Genomic DNA, 20,190 nt, shown 5'->3' on the forward strand with positions numbered 1-20,190 from the left:
GAACCGTCACATTAATCGGGAGGTAGTTGTGAAGAAATCGGATCGTATTGCCCGTGACCTTGAACAGTCAGTCAACAGCGCAGTTGAGAACGCCAAGGACTGGGCATCCCCCCGCGTGGAAGCAGCAGTGGATTGGGCAGTTCCCCGCCTGCAGCATGGCCTGGACACCGCGTCTCCCAAAATCCAGGAAGGGCTCAAGACCGCGGCCCACAACCTTGCCGACGGCGTCGCAACAGTGACACCGCGCATCCAGGAGGGGCTTGCCCAGCTCGCCCCGAAAATCCACGACGCCGTTGAGGTCGCCACTCCGCGCCTGTACGAAGCCCTGGACAAGGCCACTCCCGTTATCCAGAACGCACGGGACCGCGTGGTGGTGGAATACCTGCCGCGCCTTTCGGACCAGATCGGCCACGCGTCCGACGCCGTGCACCGCACCTTGGAAAGCGCGCCGTCCCACGTGGACGCGGTTGCCCAGCGGCTTGCCGATTCCGGCGTAGTGCATTCCCTCCAGGAACAGGCGCAGACGGCCGGCACCCAGCTGAAGGCCGCCGCGCACGAAGCCGGTAAGGCTGTAGGCGTCCAGATCGCCCAGCCGCAGAAGCCCAAGAAGCGCGGCTGGCTGGTGTTCGGCATCATCGCCGCAGCCGTCGCCGCCGGCGTCGCGGCCTGGAAGGCCTCCAAGCCCGTGGAAGATCCGTGGAAGACCCCTTCTCCTGTCACTCCGGCGCCGGTTCCTGCCACCACAGTGAACGATGCCAAGGACACGGCCGAGGACGCAGCCAACAAGGCTGCAGCCGCCACGGCTTCGGCCGCTGACGCCGTGGCCGGCCAGGCAGAGGATGTTGCCGCGGACGCCAAGGACACCACGGAGGACGCGGCCGAGAAGGCCAAGCACGTCGCCGACGAATCGGCAGACGCGGCGTCCAAGGCGTCCACCGATGCCAAGACCGCCATCAAGAACATTGCGGCCAACATGAACGGTTCCGCGGACAAGAGCAGCAACTAGCACTTCCGGCGCCGCCGCACCGTCCATTGAAGGGGCTCCGCCTGGTGCGGGGCCCCTTCAGTGTTTTCCCAGTGTTTGTCCGGGCCGGACCCAGTCGCTGGCAGGACAAATCCCGATCGGTGCTAAATTTGAACTGATGTCAGCCGATAAATCCTCTGGGGATGCCTTGAACGACGCAGCTCAGCTGCCGCGCGTGTCCATTGTCATCCCGGCCTACAACGAGGAAAGTGTCATCCGGCAGTGTCTCATCGCTGCGGTGTACCAGTCGGTGCCGGCCCACGAGATCATCGTGGTGGACAACCTCTCCACTGACCGCACCGCCGCCATCGTGGCGCAGATGCAGCTGGAGTATCCGGAAAGTCCCATCATCCTGCTCAGCCAGGACCGGGACCAGGGCCTGATTCCCACCCGAAATTTTGGCCTCAACCACGCCACCGGCGACATCCTGGGACGCATTGACGCCGATTCGGTTGTCGAGCCGGACTGGGTGGAACAGGTCCAGAAGGCCTTTTTTGACCCGTCAGTCCAAGCAGCCACCGGACCGGTGGTCTACTACGACATGCCGATGAGGCGGTTCGGGCTCAAGGCAGACGACAAGATGCGCCAGCTGATGCTCAAGCTCGCCAAGCACCAGTACCACTTCCTGTTCGGCTCCAACATGGCCCTGCGCGCCACGGCATGGGAAACCATCCGGGACGAAACCTGCCGTGACGAGAAGGACGAGATGCACGAGGACATCGACCTCTCCCTGCACCTCGCCGACCACGAACTCAAAGTCCAGTACTGGCCCCAGATGGTGTCCGGGATGTCCGCCCGCCGGCTCGAGGATTCACCGCGGGACTACCGGTATTACGTGACCCGCTTCGACCGCACGTACAAAGCGCACAACGTCAAGAAAATGGCCCTCAAGGCACCCATGGTGGTGTTCTTCTCGGTCTACTTCCCGGCGAAACTCCTGCGGGCCATCCACACGGTCAACACCGCCCAGCCCGTCCGCCGCGGCGGCCAATAAGCCCGCCTTCCGGCCGGGCCTCAGTCCGTTCCGAGTTCAGCCAGACGGTCCGACGGCGGTTCATCCCCACGCGCGGCGGAACCTTCACGCCGTTTCCTGAAGCCTGACCGCTGTCCCAGAACCACGACGGCGAGGCCCACGAGGATGAGCCCCAGCCCGCCGTAGGTGCCTGCGGGCAGGGTCTCGTGCAGGAAGACCGCGGCCAGCACGGCTGCGCCGGGGATCTCCAGCAGGATGATCATCGATACCAGCAGCGGGCTCATGGTGGCCAGCAGGTGATTGAAGGCTGTGTGGCCCACCAGTTGGGCACACACGGTGATCGCCAGGATCCCCACCCAGCCAACGGCGTCGAACCCCACCAGTGGCTGGCCGCTGAAGAGCGCCAGGACCGCCACAATGGCCGCGCACATCCCATAGCAGAGCGTGGTGTAGGTTCCCGTGGTCATGGTCTGCCGGGCCCTGCCGCCGGCGAGCGTGTAGAGGCCGGCCAGGGCTCCGCCAGCGACGGCCAGGAGGTCACCCAGGAGCGCGTCAGGCGAGGACCCCATGTCGAACCCGGTGATGGTGACAACGCCACCAAAGGCGATCCCGAGCCCTGCCAGCACCTGCCAGCGGTGCCTGGTACCGCGGAACAGCTGGAAGACCGCGATCCACGCCGACTGCAGGCAGACCAGGGCGGTGGCGGCCGCCACGGAGGTGAGCTGGAGGGAGGTGACGAAGCAGGCAAAGTGCAGGGCCAGGGCGACGGCGGCCAGCAGCGCCCAGCGGAACTCAGGACCGGTGATCCGGCCGAACTGCCGGGGTTCGCTGACCAGGGTGGGGGTGGCCATCACTGCGGCCCCGATGGCATTGCGCCAGAAGGCGATGGCGAGGGCGCTGACGGTGGTGGCCCCGAGGGTCGCGGCGATCAACGGCCCGGACGAAGCTACGCCCAGGACCCCAAGGGCCGCAAGAAGGAGGTTCACCGTTCAACCCTACTGTTCTGCATTAACGAAAAAGTCCCGGACAGCGTTTCGGCTGTCCGGGACTTCCTTATGGTGGAGGCACGGGGACTCGAACCCCGAACCCCCTGCTTGCAAAGCAGGTGCGCTACCAATTGCGCCATGCCCCCATAAGAAGCAACCCGTCAATCATACCCTAGAACCATGGAGCCTTTTGCAAGCTCCCGGTCCGGGAATCCGGCCTATTCGACCTTGTCGGTCGACTGGCTCCAGACTGTTTTCCGGGCCTCGGATTCCTGTGCTTTCCTGTAGAGCAGGACGCCTGCGATCGCAGCTGCAAGTACCAGCAACTTCTTCACATGCTCCCCGTTCCGGTCCCGCCTGCCGTGAAGCAAACCAAACCTTCCTTCGAACCTGCACAGGTTCCGTGGGCGTACCAGGACTTGAACCTGGGACCTCTTCGTTATCAGCGAAGCGCTCTAACCGCCTGAGCTATACGCCCCGATGCCTCATCGGGCCGAGACATGACTTTACAGCACATCCCGGCCCGATCTCAAATCGAGGCATTTCGCCGGAGAAATTCCGGTGAAATCATGGGTTTTCAGTCGTCCGTGAGGGTAACGCCGATGCCGCCAACAAGCGTTGCGGAGATGTTGTAAAGCACCGCTGACAGCATGGACAGCGCCGTCAGCAGGACAACGTTCACCACGGCGATGATTGTGGCAAAGGAAGCCACCTGGCCCAGGGATGCGACCTTCTTCAGTTCGAACCCGCCGCCTTCGGAGCCTGCCAGGGTGCCCAGGAGGCTGTCCACCTGGTCAAAGATTCCGGTGAGGTCCAGGACCGTCCAGAGGACGATGGCGGCCACGACGGTGACGATTCCCAGCGCCACGGACAGGAGGAACGCCATCTTCAGGACTGACCAGGGATCCACCTTGCTGACAAGCAGCCGTGCACGCCTGACCTTGGCCTTGGGTGCAGGCTTGACCAGGCCGGGCTGGCCCTGCGGCGACCGGCCCTGCACTGGGCGCTGGCTGGTCTGGCCTGCCGGAGGCCTGCCCTGCCCGGCACGCTGGCCTGCCTGGCCTGCCGGAACGCGATCCTCCGCAGGGCGCTGGCCGGGAACGGCCGGACGCTGCCCCGGCGCACCGGTAGGGGCCGGTGGGCGCTGCTGCGGACGGGCGGGGGCGTTTATCCGGGGTGCTGCCGCGGGCGGCGGCGTTCCGCCGGGGACATTGCTGCTCGGTTTGGGATATGAGTCGGGATTACTCACTCGTTACCTCCGGTGTAGTCTTCGTTCGGCTCAGCGTCGCCGGAGGCGTCCTCTGACTCAACAGCCGGTGATGTTTCTGCCGTTGATACTGACCCTGCGGATCCCTCGGGGGACCCGGCCTCTTCAGCCAACGTTACGTCATCGTCCGCGGATTCTTCGCCCTCGAGGCCGCGTTCGCTATTCCTGGCCACTTCAATGATGCGGTCATTCTTGTCCGGCTTCGCAAAGATAACGCCCATGGTGTCGCGGCCCTTGGCAGGTACGCCGGCCACTGATGAACGGACAACCTTGCCGCCTTCCATGACCACCAGGACCTCATCCTCTTCCTGGACAATCAGGGCGCCCACGAGGTGGCCCCGTTCCTCCTGGTACTTGCCCACCTTGATGCCCAGGCCGCCGCGGCCCTGCAGGCGGTATTCCTCCACCGCGGTGCGTTTGGCGTACCCGCCCTCGGTGACGACAAAGACAAACGAACCGTCCGTGACGACGTCAGCCGCCAGCAGTTCATCGTCCTCGCGGAACTTCATGCCCGTGACACCGGACGTGGCCCGGCCCATGGGACGCAGGGCATCGTCGGTGGCGGTGAAGCGGATGGACTGGCCCATGCGGGACACCAGCATGAGGTCATCCGTTTCGGAGACCAGCTGCGCCGAAACCAGCTCGTCCTCGTCACGCAGGTTGATCGCGATAACGCCGGCGGAGCGGTTGGTGTCGTAATCCTCCAGCCGGGTCTTCTTGACCAGGCCGCGCTTGGTGGCCAGCACCAGGTAAGGGGCCTGCTCGTAGTCCCTGATGTCCAGGACCTGGGCGATGTGCTCGTCCGGCTGGAAGGCCATCAGGTTGGCGACGTGCTGGCCCTTCGCATCACGGCCGGCCTCCACCAGTTCGTACGCCTTCGCCCGGTAGACCCGGCCGAGGTTGGTGAAGAAAAGCAGCCAGTGGTGGGTGGTTGTCACGAAGAAGTGCTCCACTACGTCGTCGCCGCGGAGCTGGGCGCCCTTGATGCCCTTGCCGCCGCGCTGCTGCGACCGGTAGTTGTCGCTGCGCGTGCGCTTGACGTAACCGCCGCGGGTAATGGTGACAACCATTTCCTCTTCGGGGATCAGGTCCTCCATGGACATGTCGCCGTCGAAGCCCATCAGGATCTTGGTGCGGCGGTCATCACCGTGCTTGGCCACGATTTCGCCCAGCTCGGTGCTGATAATTTCGCGCTGGCGTTCCTCGGAGGCAAGGATCGAGTTGTACTCGGCGATCAGGGCCTCAAGTTCGGAATGGCGGTCCTGGATCTTCTGGCGTTCCAGGGCTGCCAGGCGGCGCAGCTGCATGTCCAGGATGGCCCGGGCCTGCAGTTCGTCGATGTCCAGCAGCTGCATCAGTCCGTCGCGCGCGGCTTCGGTGGTGTTGGACGCACGGATGAGCGCAATGACTTCATCCAGCGCGTCCAGTGCCTTCAGGAGGGCACGCAGGATGTGCGCCTCTTCTTCGGCCTTGCGCAGGCGGTAGCGGGTACGGCGCGCAATGACGTCAAGCTGGTGCGTTACCCAGTGGCGGATGAAGGCGTCCAGGCTCAGCGTGCGCGGAACCCCGTCCACGATGGCCAGCATGTTGGCGGAGAAGTTGCTCTGCAGCTCGGTGTGCTTGTAGAGGTTGTTCAGCACTACCTTGGCCACGGCGTCGCGCTTGAGGACAATGACCAGCCGCTGGCCGGTGCGGCCGGAGGTCTCGTCGCGGAGGTCTGCGATGCCGGAGATCTTCCCGTCCTTGACCAGTTCGGCGATCTTGATGGCCAGGTTGTCCGGGTTGGCCTGGTAGGGCAGTTCGGTGACAACCAGGCACGTGCGGCCCTGGAGTTCCTCGACGTTGACCACGGCGCGCATGGTCACGGAGCCGCGGCCCGTCCGGTACGCGTCCTCAATGCCCTTGTGGCCGAGAATGGTCGCGCCGGTGGGGAAATCGGGTCCCTTGATACGGAGCAGCAGCTCTTCGAGCAGTTCCTCACGGCTGGCCGTCGGATTGGCCAGGTACCACTGGACGCCGTCAGCTACTTCGCGGAGGTTGTGCGGCGGAATGTTGGTGGCCATGCCCACGGCAATGCCGGAGGAACCGTTGACCAACAGGTTGGGGAAACGCGCCGGCAGGATGGTGGGTTCCTGGTTCTTGCCGTCGTAGTTGTCCTGGAAGTCGACGGTTTCCTCGTCGATGTCGCGGACCATCTCCATGGCCAGCTGGGACATTTTCGTTTCGGTGTACCGCGGGGCGGCGGCACCGTCATTGCCCGGCGAACCGAAGTTTCCCTGGCCCAGGGCCAGCGGGTAGCGCATGGTCCAGTCCTGGATCAGGCGGACCAGCGCATCGTAGATCGCGGTGTCGCCGTGGGGGTGGTACTGGCCCATGACCTCGCCCACCACACGGGCGCACTTGTTGAACGACCGTTCCGGCCGGTAACCGCCGTCGAACATCGCGTACAGCACACGGCGGTGCACGGGCTTGAGGCCATCGCGCACATCGGGAAGGGCACGGCCCACAATAACGGCCATGGCGTAGTCCAGGTACGATCGCTGCATTTCCGTTTGCAGGTCCACCTGCTCCACACGGTCAACCAGCACGTCGCCTTCAAGAACGGCTTCCGGAAGATCGGCGGATTCCGCCGGGTTCTCGGGTGTCTCGTCACTCATCGTTTATACTTTCCGTTTCAGGTATATGTCGGGCTTGGAATATCTACTCGGTGAACCGTTTAGATATCCAGGAACCTGACGTCCTTGGCGTTCTGCTGGATGAAGTTTCGGCGGGACTCCACGTCTTCGCCCATCAGTGTGGAGAAGGTCTGGTCCGCTGCCAAGGCATCGTCCATGGTGACCTGCAGGAGGGTCCGGTGGTCCGGGTCCATGGTGGTGTCCCACAGCTCGGTGTAGTCCATCTCGCCCAGGCCCTTGTAGCGCTGGATGCCGTTGTCCTTCGGAATACGGCGGCCGGCGGCCTGCCCGGACAGGAGCTTGGCATCGCGCTGCTTGTCACTGAAGACGTAGTCGTGCGGCGCGTTGGACCACTTGATCCGGTACAGCGGGGGCTGCGCCAGGTACACGTAGCCGTTTTCGATCAGCGGGCGCATGTAGCGGAACAGCAGCGTCATGAGCAGCGTGGTGATGTGCTGGCCGTCAACGTCGGCATCGGCCATCAGCACGATCTTGTGGTACCGGAGCTTGCTGAGGTCGAAGTCCTCGCCGATGCCGGTGCCGAACGCGGTGATCATGGACTGGACCTCGGTGTTGCCCAGGGCCTTGTCCAGCCGGGCCCGCTCCACGTTCAGGATCTTGCCGCGCAGCGGCAGGATGGCCTGGGTTTCAGGGTTGCGGCCGCGCTTGGCGGAACCGCCGGCGGAGTCGCCCTCCACGATGTACACCTCGCAGCGGGCGGGATCCTTCGAAGAACAGTCGGACAGCTTGCCGGGCATCCCGAAGGATTCCAGCGGGCTCTTGCGGCGCGCATTGTCACGGGCCTTCCGGGCGGCCATCCGGGCCTGGGCCGCGGAAATAGCCTTGCGGATGACATCGCGGGCGGGGCCGGGGTTGCGTTCCAGCCAGTCGCCCAGGCCGTCGGTGACAACGCGCTGGACGAAGCCCTTGACCTCGGAGTTGCCGAGCTTGGTCTTGGTCTGGCCCTCGAACTGCGGCTCGGCCAGCTTCACGGAGATGACCGCCGTGAGGCCTTCACGGATATCGTCACCGGTGAGGTTGTCGTCCTTTTCCTTGATGATGCTCTTCTCCCGCGCGTAGCGGTTGATGAGGGAGGTCATCGCGGCGCGGAAACCCTCTTCGTGGGTGCCGCCCTCGTGGGTGTTGATGGTGTTGGCGTAGGTGTGGACGCTCTCGGAATACGCGTTGGTCCACTGCATCGCCATCTCCAGCGCGATGTGCCGTTCCGTGTCCTCGGTTTCGAAGGAAATGACGTCCTCGTGGACAACATCAACCTTCTTGCCCGAGTTCAGGTGCTTCACATAGTCCAGCAGTCCGTCGTCGTACTGGTACACCACGGTGCGGTGCTCAGCGGTGACTTCACCTTCGGTGACCACGACGTCAAGGTTAAGGTCCTCATTGGCGTCCGCGTTCGACGCTGCGGTGCGCTCGTCCGTGAGCGTGATCCGCAGGCCCTTGTTCAGGAAGGCCATCTGCTGGAAGCGGGCGCGGAGCGTCTCGAAATCAAATTCCGTGGATTCGAAGATTCCCGCGTCCGGGTAGAAGGTCTGGGTGGTGCCGGTGGTGGCGCTCTCTTCGCCCTTGACCAGCCCGCCCTGGGGCTTGCCGCCGTCGGCGAAGGACATCCGCCAGACGTTGCCCTGCCGCCGCACTTCAGTGTCCACCCTGCTGGAGAGCGCGTTCACCACGGAGATACCCACGCCATGGAGGCCGCCCGAGACTGCGTAACCGCCGCCGCCGAACTTGCCGCCGGCGTGCAGGATGGTCATAACCACTTCCACGGTGGGTTTGTGCTCGGTGGGATGCATGTCCACGGGGATGCCGCGGCCATCATCTACAACTTTGACGCCGCCGTCGGCCTGCAGGACTATTTCGATGTGCGTGCAGTACCCGGCCAGCGCCTCGTCAACAGAGTTGTCCACGACTTCATAGACCAGGTGGTGCAGGCCGCGCGGCCCGGTGGAGCCGATATACATGCCCGGGCGTTTGCGGACGGCTTCGAGGCCCTCAAGTACGGTGATGTCGCTTGCGCCGTATTCCCGGGGTGTCACGGCCTCCGCCGGCGTATCGGGGGTAGGGACGTCCTCCGTTGCGCGTTCCACTGCCTGGGTATCTGTATTGTCGTTAGCCACAGGTGCTGTCGACTCCTCTTTTTCGATGATGGCCGGCGGCGGCCTTCCAGGGGAAAGCATCCGCCAACAGGCACAAGCTGATGGCGCTGACGGATACGTCGACGTGCAGGACCGAAGTCCGCCTGCGGAGAGCGTGCGGAAAACGGACTCAGTCAACGTTTCACCGGCGCCCAGTTATCTGCTGTGATTCTATCGTGAAATGGGCTGCAAACCCGCATTCCGGCGGGCGTCGCGGGACGTTGATGTGCCGATGCGAGGCCATTGACCCCGCCTAGGGCGCCCTCGAGGTCCCGTCTCCGGGTTCCTATACGCCCCAAGGGCGTTAGCCCGCCCTACACGCCGCCGGACGAATATTCAAGAGTCGACGGCGGCGGCTAACCGTAGGTATCGCGCGGCCCGCGGCCGTTGACGGTACGTCCGCCCTTGCGCCAACTGGGTGCTGACGGGCCGAGCACCTGGATGCTGGTGACCACGCCATCGCCCAGTTCCGTGCGGAACTTCTCCAGCAGGCTGTTGCTCAGCAGCCGCAGCTGCGTGGACCAGGCCGTCGAGTCGCAGCGCACGTGAAGGGTGGTATCGGTGAAGCTCTCCGGGGTGCAGTGCGCTGAAATCTCCGGGCCAACCAGCGTGGCCCACTCTGCCATGACCGAACCCACCGCTACCGGCGAGCTCCAGCCACGTTCGGCCACGAGGCGTCCCACCACTTTGCCGAGCCCCAGCGGATCACGGCCGGTGGAATGGAACTGGCTGAAACCCCGGGTATCCCGGATTCCACCCTTTGTCTTGGCGGCGCCGGCCTTGGGGGGTGCCTTCCGGCGGATTTCGCCGCGTGAGGCCGCGGCCTCACGCATGCGGTTCAGCGCAGCCTGCGGCGCGTCGATGTTGTCAGGATCCCGGCCAGGCTGCAGCCCGCCCTTTTCATCCTTATTCATCGATTCCTCCCGGGATGACCTTCACCCGCCGGCCGGAGAGTTCCTCCGGGATATCGGCGTCGACGGCGGCGGTCACCAGGACCTGCTCCGCGCCGGAGACTATTGCCGCCAGTTTACGCCGCCGCTGCACATCCAGCTCGGCGAAAACGTCGTCGAGGATGAGGATCGGGGCAGACCCGCCGGTCCTCGCATCATCGAGCATGACGTAGTAGGAAGCAAGCCGGAGGGAGAGGCACATCGACCAGGTTTCACCGTGCGAGGCGTACCCCTTGGCGGGCGCTTCGCCGAGGATCAGTTCGAGCTCATCCCGGTGCGGCCCCATCAGGGAAATTCCGCGCTCAAGTTCCTTGCGGCGGGAGGCTGCAAAGGCCTGGACATAGCGGCCGGTGAGATCCTCAACGGTGAGGTCCCGGAGGTCTTCGGCAGCGGCGGACCCATCCGCCAAAAACCCGCCGCCGGCACCCGGTGCCGCGCCGCCGTCGTCGTCCATCAGGTTTTGGAGGGTGGACCGGTAGACGGCGTTGGCGTCCTTGGACCCATCCGTGAGCTGGGCATACGCCTTGGCCAGGTGCGGGCTCAACAGTTCCACCAGTTCCAGCCGCGCGTGCAGCAGCTCGGCGCCCGCCCGGGCCATATGCTGGTCCCAGACATCGAGGGTGGCCTCGTGCCCGGCAGTGAATTTTCCGGCCCGGGCGGATTTGAGTAGGGCGTTGCGCTGCTTCAGGACCCGGTCATAGTCCGTGCGGGTCGCCGAGTGCCGGGGCATGAGGCTGACCAGCAGCTCGTCGAGGAACCGGCGGCGGTTGGACGGATCTCCCTTGACGAGCGCCAGGTCCTCGGGGGCGAAAAGCACTGTCTGGCAGATCCCCAGGAGATCCCTGGCACGGACCGGATTGCTGCGGTTGATCCGCCCCCTGTTGGCGCGGCTGGCGTTGATCTCAAGTTCCAAGACCGTGGTCTGGCCGCCGCGGACCAGGCGGGCCCGGACCAGCGCGCGGTCCGTGCCGAACCGCAGCAGCGGGGCGTCGGAGCTGACCCTGTGCGAGCTGAGGGTGGCCAGGTACCCGATGGCCTCCATGAGGTTGGTTTTGCCGATGCCGTTTGCCCCGACGAGTACGGTGACCCCCGGTTCGAGGGGAAGGTCAACCTGGGCGTAGCTGCGGAAGTCAGTGAGCGAAAGGTGTTCTAGGTACACGCGGTGTTCGACAATTCTCGGAACCTGCGGGTCCCGGGGTGGATGTTACTTGGCGGGACGGGTGGCATGCCCGCCGAACTGGTGGCGCAGCGCGGAAACCATCTTCATGGCGGGCGAATTCTCCTCGCGGGAGGAGAATCGCGCGAAGAGAGCCGCCGTAATGGCCGGTGCCGGCACAGCGTTGGCGATAGCTTCCTCAACGGTCCAGCGTCCCTCACCCGAGTCTTCGACATAGTCATCGATGGATTCCAGTCCCGGGTCTTCGTCCAGTGCCTTGACCATCAGGTCCAGCAGCCAGGACCGGACCACGGTGCCCTTTTGCCAGGCGCGGAACGTACCGGGCAGGTCGTCAACAATGTCCTTGGCGGCCAGCAGTTCGTAGCCTTCGGCGTACGCCTGCATCAGGCCGTATTCGATGCCGTTGTGGACCATCTTGGCGTAGTGTCCGGCACCGATTCCGCCGACGTGGACAAAGCTGTCCACCCGCTCGCCTTCGGGACGGAGTACATCAAAAACCGGCAGTGCCCGCTCAATATCGGCAGCGTCGCCGCCAGCCATGAGCCCGTACCCGTTCTGGAGGCCCCACACTCCGCCGGAAACACCGCAGTCGGCGAAACGGATCCCCTTCTCAGCCAGCGCGGCACCATGTTTTTGGTCCTCGGTGAAGCGGGAGTTGCCGCCGTCGATGACCAGGTCGCCGGGGTCGAGTTTGTCCCCGAGTTCGGTGACGACGGCATCGGTGATGTCGCCTGACGGGACCATAACCCAGATCAGCCGCGGGGCCGGAACCGCCGCAATGAGCTCATCCACGGAGGCAACATCGGTGACCTCGGGGTTGCGGTCAAAGCCGGTGACCTCAATGCCGCCCTTGCGCAGGCGTTCGCGCATGTTGAAACCCATCTTGCCAAGGCCGATCAGTCCAATATGCACGTGGGTCTCTTTTCTGCGCGGGGTTGGCTGTTGCTGAACGGGTCAGCCCAACTAGGTCGCACTAAGTGTCGTTATGAGCGCCCATAACGACGTTTTCTGCTACCTAGTTGGGGAGGCGGACGGGCATGACCAGGTAGCGGTAGTCGTCCTGGTCCTCACCGTCGGCATCTGCTTGGGCCGTGATCATGGCGGGCTTCGGCGCAGTGGTGAAGGAGAACCTGACGTACTTCGTTTCGATGACGCTCAGGCCTTCCACCAGGTAGTGAGGGTTGAAGGCGACGGTGATGTCGTCACCGGAGAGCTGCGCTTCGAGCTCTTCGGAGGCCTGGGCATCTTCGCCGGTGCCGGCGTCCAGGTGAAGCAGTCCTTCGGTGAAGGCGAGGCGAACCGGGGTGTTGCGTTCGGCCACCAGCGACACACGGCGGACGGCTTCCACAAGTTCCTGCGTCTGGACAGTTGCGTGGATGGGAGTGGAATCCGGGAACAGCGAGCGGATCTTGGGGTAATCGCCATCGACGAGCAGCGACGTGGTGGTGCGGCCGCCGCTTTCGAAACCGATCAGGCGGCTGTCATCGTCAGCAAGGGCGAGGTTGATGTCGCCGCTGTTGCCAAGGGTCTTAGCCACTTCGTTGAGGGTTTTTGCCTTGACCAGCGCACTGGTGGAAATTCCCGGCGTGGTGGGCTTCCACGGCACTTCGCGCATGGCCAGACGGTAGCGGTCGGTGGCCAGAAGCGTGATGAGGTCGTCCTCGATCTCCATCCGGACGCCGGTCAGGATGGGGAGCGTGTCATCCTTGCTGGCCGCAATGATCACCTGGGACACAGCCTGGGCGAATGCGTCACCCGGGACGGTGCCGCTGATGGCGGGCAACGCAGGCAGCGGCGGGTATTCGGCCTCGGGCATGGTGGCCAGGTGGAAGCTGCTGCGGCGGCAGGTCAGTGTCACTTTGTTGCCATCGGTCTCCACGACCACGGGAGCGGAAGGAAGGCTTCGACAAATGTCTGCGAGGAGGCGGCCGGAAACGAGGATGGTTCCCTCGGCGGTGATGTCCGCAGGGATTTCCAGCCGTGCGGAGGTCTCGTAGTCAAAGCTCGAGAGGCTGACCGTGCCGGCTTCAGCCTTCAGGAGCAGGCCCGACAGCACTGGAACCGGCGGCCGCGGAGACAACGACCGGGCTGTCCAGGTAACGGCTTCTGCCAGGACGTCCCGTTCGACTCTGAACTTCACGGAAGGGTGCCGCCTTTCATTGCTGCTGCCTTGTCTGAACCGGAAACTCCCACAGGAGCCCAAAAGTAGTGGCGCCCCAACAACGGAACCTGCATGGTTCTTCGATTGCTGAACCACAAAGAAACCCGAGGATGGGAGCGCTGCTGACAGCTTAGCCGGAAGACCGCTGATTAACCCATCCCCGGTCAGGACGCCTGGGGTCCGGAGGCCCTTGGGCCTGGGCCGGTTCGGGGTGCGGATCGAGATTGTTATTTGAGGGAAATCAATTTCTTGGGATTAGTAGTGTTAATAACTGCTGTGGATACTGTGGATAACTCGATCCGGCCGCAGGATCCAGCGGTTAAGCCCTGTTCATGGATTGTGGGTGACGCAGGTTTTAAACAGGCTGTGGATGGGGATAACAATTTTTGGGTTTTCGCTGATCCACAGGCGGCTTAAGGGTTTTAAGCCCATTAAGCCCGGTTGTCCCCTTAAGTATCCACAGGGTTATCCACATGCACCTGTTAATAAGGTATAGAGGCGACGGCTTAGGAGTTGCGCTGCTGCTGCTTGATCCTGTTGGTGAGTTCGGTGACCTGGTTGTAGATCACACGACGCTCAGCCATCAGCTCACGGATTTTGCGGTCTGCGTGGATCACCGTGGTGTGGTCGCGGCCGCCGAGTTCCTGGCCGATCTTCGGCAGGGACATGTCCGTGAGCTCGCGGCAGAGGTACATGGCGATCTGCCGGGCGGTCACCAGCGTGCGGGTCCGGGACTTGCTGCAGAGTTCCTCCATGCTGAGCTTGAAGTACTCCGCCGTCTGGATCAGGATCTGGCTCGACGTGATTTCCTGGGCGCCGTCGTCCGTGATGAGGTCCTTCAGGACCATCTCAGCCAATGCAACATCGACCGGCTGGCGGTTCAGGCTGGCGAACGCCGTGACCCGGATCAGTGCGCCTTCGAGTTCGCGGATATTGCTGGAGATCTTGGAAGCGATGTATTCCAGGGCATCGTCCGGGGCGGAGAGGCCTTCGCTGAGGGCCTTCTTCCGCAGGATGGCGATGCGGGTCTCGAGCTCGGGCGGCTGGATGTCGGTGAGGAGGCCCCACTCGAAGCGGGACTTCATCCGGTCCTCGAATCCTGCGAGCTGCTTGGGCGGCAGATCCGAGGTGATGACCACCTGTTTGTTGTTGTTGTGCAGGGAGTTGAACGTGTGGAAGAACTCCTCCAGCGTCCGGTCCTTGCCGGCCAGGAACTGGATGTCATCGATCAGCAGCACGTCCACGTTGCGGTACGTGGTCTTGAAGCTGGCGCCTTCGTCGTCGCGGATGGAGTTGATGAAGTCGTTGGTGAACTCTTCGGAGTTCACGTACCGGACCCGGATTCCGCTGTACAGGCGGCGGGCATAGTGGCCGATGGCGTGCAGGAGGTGGGTCTTGCCCAGTCCGGAATCGCCGTAGATGAACAGCGGGTTGTAGGCCTTGGCGGGCGCTTCGGCCACCGCCACGGCAGCTGCGTGGGCAAATCGGTTGGACGAACCGATCACAAAAGTATCGAAGACGTACTTGGGGTTCAGCCGGCCGAACTCGTGGGAAGTGCTCGGCAGCATCGGCTGCGGCTTCTGTTCGATCAGCTGGTCCGGCGAGTAGGAAGGTTCGACGACGGGTTCCGGCTCCGTGTGGAGCGGCACCAGATCGGTGTCCACGTCGATCGCGCAGCGGATGTCCTCGGAGAAAACGTTATGCAGGGCGTCATCCAGGGCGTCCTTGACCTGCGTCTGAAGGACTTCACGGGTCAGTTCGTTGGGAACGGCCACCAGGAGGGTGGATCCGATCAGGCCCTGGGCCTGCGCCAGGATGACAAAGCCCCGCTGCCGTGGTGAAACGCGGTCGTCCTGCTCGAGCAGGCTAACAACTCGACGCCAGGAACTTCCGACAGTATTGGCGTGGTTGGCTTCGTCTACTGTCATCAATCAGTTCCTCAAAACTTGCGTGCCTGCATTACGTGCAGCCCCAAGTCCCGAACCAGGATGCTGGTTCAGCTTCATCCACAGGGTTATGCACAGTCCGTGGATAATCGGCTACTGAGCCACTCTAGGGGAACAAAAGGCCAGAAGATAGCTGGGAAGTAGCTTGTGGATAATTACACCGTTGTGGTTCGAAAACAGGCCTTGTGAGCCACTTCATCCACAGGCTGTGGGGCCAGGTTAACCACAGCCGGGGACAGCGACCAGGGGTACCTCGGTTTGACTCTGGCAGGCGTTTTGCCCTAACGTTGTGAAGTCCTTTGTGTACGCTTTTTGGCCCCTTCTGAATCTCTCTGACGCACCGCGTTTGAGCAGCCGGGGGAAGCGTGCATTTACAAAACTTAGCGTCGGCCAGTTCTTCCCCTTTTATTGATCGGGTGGGCGCACCTTTGATCCACTGGAGTAACTAACGTGAGCAAGCGGACTTTTCAGCCGAATAACCGCCGTCGAGCCAAGAAGCACGGCTTCCGCCTTCGTATGCGTACCCGTGCCGGCCGTGCCATCCTGGCAGCCCGTCGTGGCAAGGGCCGCACCGAACTGTCGGCCTAGATAACTGACTCGTCGGTTAACTTTTCTTTGCGAGTTTAAGGTGCTGGCCACCCGTAACCGTTTGAGGACTGCAACCGATTTTTCAACAACTGTACGCTCCGGTGTCCGCAATGGACGCCGGAACGTAGTGTTATATGCGGCAGCTATTGCTGCCGACGAACCCAGCCGGATCGGGTTCATCGTTTCCAAAGGTGTCGGGAACGCTGTGGTCAGGAACCTCGTTAAGAGGAGACTGAGAGAAGCCGGTGCTGCCTCGCTGCGCGAGTACGGTACCGGGTTCGCCATAGTGGTCCGGGCGCTGCCTGCGTCCGCTGCCGCCAGCTGGGATCAACTGCTGGCGGACTACAATGCCGCACTGGAATCAACAATGAGCCGGTTGGGCAGCCGCCTTCCGCGGGCTGCTGTAAACGGTTCAACCGGTACAACACAGGAAGGGACACAGCGTGCGTAAGGTAACTGCCGCCGTCGTCCACTACCTTCATCCTGTTGCTGCCGCCGTGGGTACCTTCCTCTGGAACCTGCCCAGAAACATTCTTATTCTGCTGCTGATGGCCTACCGCAAGGTGATTTCTCCCTTGTATGGCCAGGTCTGCCGTTTCTTTCCTTCCTGCTCGGCGTACGCCCTTGAGGCGATCACTGTCCATGGGGCAATGAAGGGCAGCTGGCTTGCGGCCCGTCGCCTCGTGCGCTGCCATCCGTGGAATGCCGGTGGTGTGGACCATGTCCCCGCCGGCCACCGCCACTGGCCCGATCACCGGACCCCCACAATTGTTGTGCTGAACAACCCGGACAAGTACCTGGCTGCTCAGACTGATGGAGAAGGCCGCCTTGCGGCCTGACGAATAGGGATATCGTATGGACTTCTTTGAAACAATCATGTTTCCGTTCAAGTGGCTGGTTTCCATCATCATGGTGGGCTTCCACGAGGGCCTGAGCAGCATCGGGCTGCCTGAGGCTTCAGGCTGGACGTGGACGCTGTCCATCATCGGGCTGGTGCTGGTGATCCGTGCCGCCCTGATCCCCGTATTCGTCAAGCAGATCAAGGCGCAGCGTGGCATGCAGCTGCTCCAGCCGGACCTGAAGAAACTCCAGGACAAGTACAAGGGCAAGACTGACCAGCTCTCCCGCCAGGCAATGGCGCAGGAACAGATGGCCATGTACAAGAAGCACGGAACCAACCCGTTCTCTGCCTGCTTGCCCATGCTGATCCAGATGCCGTTCTTCTTCGCGCTCTTCCAGGTTCTGTCCGGCATCAGCACGGCCCGTGACAAGGGCCTTGGGATCGGGGCGATGAGCCACGACCAGGTGGTGCAGTTCGATGAGTCCACCATCTTCGGGGCGCCGCTGTCTGCAACGCTGCTGCATAACCCTGAGGGCAATGCGGTTGCCGTGTATGTCCTCTCGATTCTGATGATCCTGGCCATGACGGCCTCGCAGTTCATCACGCAGAAGCAGATCATGGCCAAGAACATGTCTGAAGAGGCCATGGCCAGCCCGTTCATGCGCCAGCAGAAGATGATGCTGTACATCCTGCCGGTCGTCTTCGGTGTGGGCGGCATCAACTTCCCCATCGGCGTCCTGATCTACTGGACCACCACCAACCTTTGGACCATGGCGCAGCAGTTCTTTGTCATCCGCCGCATGCCGACTCCGGGATCCCCCGCCGCCAAGGCCCTCGCCGAGCGCAGGGCTGCCAAGGGCCTGCCGGCCCTGCCCATTCTGGGCGGGAAGAAGGTCGACGCCGAAGCGGAGGCAGCGGCCGCAGCTGCGGTCATCGAGCACAAGGCACAGCGCGTCCAGCCCCAGCGTAAGAACAGGAAGAAAAAGTAATGTCAGCCGAAAGCACCGAACGCGCCCTTTCCGACGAGATCATCGACGATCAGGACGAATCAGCGACTGACGCCGATGCTTCCCCCAAGGGATCCGCTGCCAGCCGCCTCGAGGAGGAAGGCGACGTTGCTGCCGATTACCTGGAGGAACTCCTTGATATCGCTGACATCGACGGCGACATTGACATCGAAGTCCGGAACGGCCGCACGTACATTTCCATCGTTGCCGAGGACGAAACCGATGGTCTCGACAGCCTCGTCGGCGAAGACGGCGAAGTCCTGGAAGCCCTTCAGGAACTGACCCGGCTTTCTGTCCTCTCCGCAACGGAGAACCGCTCACGCCTGGTGCTGGACATCAACGGCTACCGTCAGCAGCGCGCCGGCCACCTCCAGAAGATTGCCGAGGAGGCGGTAGCTTCAGTCAAGGAGTCCGGCAAAGCCGTGGCACTGGAGCCGATGAGTGCCTACGAACGCAAAATCGTGCACGACGCCGTCGCTGACCTTGGCCTCGTTAGCGAGTCCGAGGGCGAAGGCGCCGGGCGTCACATCGTTGTATCCGCAGACTAGAGAATGCTGAACCGCTAATCATGGTTGATATCACGGCAGCAGAACTGCTGGCGGCCGAGAAGATTTTCGGTGACCGCCTGGATCTGGCCAAACGCTACGTAGAGCACCTGGCCACGTCCGGAACGGAACGCGGGCTGATCGGGCCGCGCGAGATCCCACGGTTGTGGGGCCGGCACGTCCTTAACTGTGCCGTCATCGAAAGCGAGATCGCGCACGGCAGCCATGTTGCCGACGTCGGAAGCGGGGCCGGTCTTCCCGGACTCTGCCTCGCCATCGCGCGGCCGGACCTTCAACTGACACTGATCGAACCGCTGGAACGCCGGGTGATCTGGCTCCAGGAAGTGGTGGACGATCTCGGCCTGACAAACGTCACGGTGATGCGGACCCGCGCGGAGCTTGCAGTTGGCATGGTGGACGCTGATGTTGTGACTGCCCGGGCTGTTTCCGCGCTGAGCAACCTCGCCGGCCTGACCATCCCCTTGCTCGCCGGCAAGGGTGAAGTTGTGGCCATTAAGGGACGCAGCGCAGGCGAGGAAATCGAAAAAGCAGCGAAGGTCATCCGGAAACTCGGTGGCGTCCAGACCTCTGTAGTGACTGTCGGTGAAAACCTCCTGGAGGAACCCACCACGGTGGTACGGATCGTCGTTAACAAGTCCCGAAAGATCTCCTAGTCCTGGCCCGGTAGCCTTGGTCTGCAGGGCGAAGCGGTTAGGCTAGACAACGGCAGCAAAAGCCGAACGAGAGTGAGTGTGTCCCAGTGACCAGTAGCGAAGCCTCCACACAACGGATACCCCCGTTTGTGTCTTTGGGGTCAGCACGATCAGTTGCTGGCATGGGCATGGGTTCCGCGCCCGGACGAGGGGAAAGTCACCCTAATCCGGTTGCGGAAATGGCAATTCTTGCCTCTGTTTCACGTGAAACAACAACGGGTGGCAGGATCAACGTCATGGACACCATGGACGATTCCAGTCCTATCGCCCGGGAACTCGCGCACGAGACCAGGCGCCGCGAACGGCTGGTTGGCCGGAAACTTCCCAAGCCGGAGAAGACCCGTATCTTCACGGTGTCCAACCAAAAAGGCGGCGTGGGCAAGACCACCACCACCGTGAACATCGCTGCTGCCCTGGCCGCAGCCGGCCTGAACGTCCTGGTCATTGACATCGATCCCCAGGGCAACGCCTCCACCGCCCTCGGCGTCGAGCACCATGCCGATGTGGACAGCATCTACGACGTCCTCATCAACGATTTCCCTCTTGCTGACGTCGTGGCCCCCTGCCCGGACATCAGCAACCTTATCTGTGCTCCTGCCACCATTCACTTGGCCGGCGCGGAGATTGAGCTTGTTTCGCTTGTGGCCCGTGAACAGCGGCTCCGCCGGGCGATCGATGTCTATGCCAAGACCCGGGCAAAGAACGGCGAAGAACGACTCGATTATATCTTCATTGACTGCCCGCCCAGCCTCGGGTTGCTCACGGTTAATGCCTTCTGTGCTGCCGGTGAGGTCCTTATCCCCATCCAGTGTGAGTACTACGCACTGGAGGGCCTCAGTCAGCTCCTCAAGAACATTGAGATGATCCAGAAGCACCTGAATGCGGATCTGGTGGTCTCCACTATTCTCCTCACGATGTATGACGGACGGACCAACCTTGCAGCCCAGGTGGCAGCTGAAGTTCGCCTGCACTTCCCCGAGCAGGTCCTTGGTGCTGTAGTCCCCCGCTCCGTGCGGATTTCAGAAGCTCCGAGCTACCAGCAAACCGTCATGACGTACGATCCTTCCTCCAGTGGAGCCCTGTCTTACCTGGAAGCCGCAGCCGAAATCGCTGAACGCTAGAATCTTCAAGAACTGCAACAACCGGAGTCCGGCAAGGTCTGACTCTTCCATCGGAGGGATTTATCC

General features: G+C 62.8%; 19 protein-coding genes and 2 tRNA genes. 9 read left to right on the forward strand and 12 right to left on the reverse strand.

Going from position 1 to position 20,190, the window contains the following annotated elements:
- Nucleotides 1–28: 28 nt before the first annotated feature.
- Nucleotides 29–1,006 (forward strand): hypothetical protein, encoded by a 978-nt coding sequence (locus ACVWY0_RS16290; RefSeq protein WP_485837601.1) that lies wholly within the window; start codon nt 29–31, stop codon nt 1,004–1,006.
- 136 nt (nt 1,007–1,142) lie between these two features.
- Nucleotides 1,143–2,018 (forward strand): glycosyltransferase family 2 protein, encoded by an 876-nt coding sequence (locus ACVWY0_RS16295; protein WP_463859178.1) that lies wholly within the window; start codon nt 1,143–1,145, stop codon nt 2,016–2,018.
- A 20-nt stretch (nt 2,019–2,038) separates the two neighbouring features.
- Here the strand turns inward: ACVWY0_RS16295 and ACVWY0_RS16300 are convergent, their stop codons facing one another.
- The 12 genes from ACVWY0_RS16300 to dnaA form a co-directional block, all read right to left on the reverse strand.
- Nucleotides 2,039–2,983 carry a DMT family transporter gene (locus tag ACVWY0_RS16300; protein WP_485837602.1) on the reverse strand — a complete coding sequence of 315 codons (945 nt, stop codon included), beginning with the start codon at nt 2,981–2,983 and terminating at the stop codon, nt 2,039–2,041.
- 70 nt (nt 2,984–3,053) lie between these two features.
- Nucleotides 3,054–3,129 (reverse strand) — tRNA-Ala (locus tag ACVWY0_RS16305).
- Between the two features lie 72 nt (nt 3,130–3,201).
- Nucleotides 3,202–3,318: a DLW-39 family protein gene (locus tag ACVWY0_RS16310; protein WP_210412373.1), complete on the reverse strand. Its 117-nt coding sequence runs from the start codon at nt 3,316–3,318 to the stop codon at nt 3,202–3,204.
- A 69-nt stretch (nt 3,319–3,387) separates the two neighbouring features.
- Nucleotides 3,388–3,461: transfer RNA gene (locus ACVWY0_RS16315), tRNA-Ile, on the reverse strand.
- A gap of 99 nt (nt 3,462–3,560) precedes the next feature.
- Nucleotides 3,561–4,232, reverse strand: a complete 672-nt coding sequence (locus tag ACVWY0_RS16320; RefSeq protein ID WP_485837603.1) for a DUF3566 domain-containing protein — start codon at nt 4,230–4,232, stop codon at nt 3,561–3,563.
- Nucleotides 4,229–6,907: a DNA gyrase subunit A gene (gene gyrA / locus ACVWY0_RS16325; protein ID WP_485837604.1), complete on the reverse strand. Its 2,679-nt coding sequence runs from the start codon at nt 6,905–6,907 to the stop codon at nt 4,229–4,231. The genes ACVWY0_RS16320 and gyrA overlap by 4 nt, the downstream gene beginning before the upstream one ends.
- A gap of 59 nt (nt 6,908–6,966) precedes the next feature.
- Nucleotides 6,967–9,057 (reverse strand): DNA topoisomerase (ATP-hydrolyzing) subunit B, encoded by a 2,091-nt coding sequence (gene gyrB, locus ACVWY0_RS16330; protein ID WP_252600903.1) that lies wholly within the window; start codon nt 9,055–9,057, stop codon nt 6,967–6,969.
- 374 nt (nt 9,058–9,431) lie between these two features.
- Complete coding sequence (locus tag ACVWY0_RS16335) at nt 9,432–9,989, reverse strand: DciA family protein (RefSeq protein WP_485837605.1); 558 nt, start codon at nt 9,987–9,989, stop codon at nt 9,432–9,434.
- Nucleotides 9,982–11,184 carry a DNA replication/repair protein RecF gene (gene recF / locus ACVWY0_RS16340; RefSeq protein WP_485837606.1) on the reverse strand — a complete coding sequence of 401 codons (1,203 nt, stop codon included), beginning with the start codon at nt 11,182–11,184 and terminating at the stop codon, nt 9,982–9,984. The genes ACVWY0_RS16335 and recF overlap by 8 nt, the downstream gene beginning before the upstream one ends.
- Nucleotides 11,185–11,229: 45 nt before the next feature.
- A complete protein-coding gene (gnd, locus tag ACVWY0_RS16345; protein WP_485837607.1) occupies nt 11,230–12,114 on the reverse strand; it encodes a phosphogluconate dehydrogenase (NAD(+)-dependent, decarboxylating) in 885 nt (294 codons plus the stop codon).
- Nucleotides 12,115–12,217: 103 nt separating this feature from the next.
- Entirely contained in the window at nt 12,218–13,342 is a 1,125-nt protein-coding gene (gene dnaN, locus ACVWY0_RS16350) for a DNA polymerase III subunit beta (RefSeq protein ID WP_485837608.1), read from the reverse strand.
- A 527-nt stretch (nt 13,343–13,869) separates the two neighbouring features.
- Nucleotides 13,870–15,291: a chromosomal replication initiator protein DnaA gene (gene dnaA / locus ACVWY0_RS16355; RefSeq protein ID WP_485837609.1), complete on the reverse strand. Its 1,422-nt coding sequence runs from the start codon at nt 15,289–15,291 to the stop codon at nt 13,870–13,872.
- Nucleotides 15,292–15,759: 468 nt separating this feature from the next.
- On the opposite strand from dnaA, the gene rpmH reads away from it, so the two are divergent.
- The 7 genes from rpmH (at nt 15,760) to ACVWY0_RS16390 (ending at nt 20,124) form a co-directional block, all read left to right on the forward strand.
- Nucleotides 15,760–15,897: a 50S ribosomal protein L34 gene (gene rpmH / locus ACVWY0_RS16360; RefSeq protein ID WP_003800212.1), complete on the forward strand. Its 138-nt coding sequence runs from the start codon at nt 15,760–15,762 to the stop codon at nt 15,895–15,897.
- Nucleotides 15,898–15,937: 40 nt separating this feature from the next.
- Nucleotides 15,938–16,348, forward strand: coding sequence for a ribonuclease P protein component (rnpA, locus tag ACVWY0_RS16365; RefSeq protein WP_056342732.1), 411 nt, complete (start codon nt 15,938–15,940; stop codon nt 16,346–16,348).
- Nucleotides 16,341–16,736 (forward strand): membrane protein insertion efficiency factor YidD, encoded by a 396-nt coding sequence (gene yidD / locus ACVWY0_RS16370; protein ID WP_485837610.1) that lies wholly within the window; start codon nt 16,341–16,343, stop codon nt 16,734–16,736. Before rnpA ends, yidD begins: the two co-directional genes overlap by 8 nt.
- Nucleotides 16,737–16,752: 16 nt before the next feature.
- Nucleotides 16,753–17,727, forward strand: a complete 975-nt coding sequence (gene yidC, locus ACVWY0_RS16375; protein WP_485837611.1) for a membrane protein insertase YidC — start codon at nt 16,753–16,755, stop codon at nt 17,725–17,727.
- The gene (locus tag ACVWY0_RS16380) at nt 17,727–18,293 is read left to right on the forward strand and encodes a Jag family protein (RefSeq protein ID WP_485837612.1); all 567 of its coding nucleotides are present in this window, start codon (nt 17,727–17,729) and stop codon (nt 18,291–18,293) included. The genes yidC and ACVWY0_RS16380 overlap by 1 nt, the downstream gene beginning before the upstream one ends.
- A gap of 20 nt (nt 18,294–18,313) precedes the next feature.
- A complete protein-coding gene (rsmG, locus tag ACVWY0_RS16385) occupies nt 18,314–18,964 on the forward strand; it encodes a 16S rRNA (guanine(527)-N(7))-methyltransferase RsmG (protein WP_485837613.1) in 651 nt (216 codons plus the stop codon).
- 86 nt (nt 18,965–19,050) lie between these two features.
- A complete protein-coding gene (locus tag ACVWY0_RS16390) occupies nt 19,051–20,124 on the forward strand; it encodes a ParA family protein (protein WP_485837614.1) in 1,074 nt (357 codons plus the stop codon).
- Nucleotides 20,125–20,190: the final 66 nt, after the last annotated feature.

The sequence above is a fragment of the Arthrobacter sp. UYNi723 genome (genome assembly GCF_054057635.1).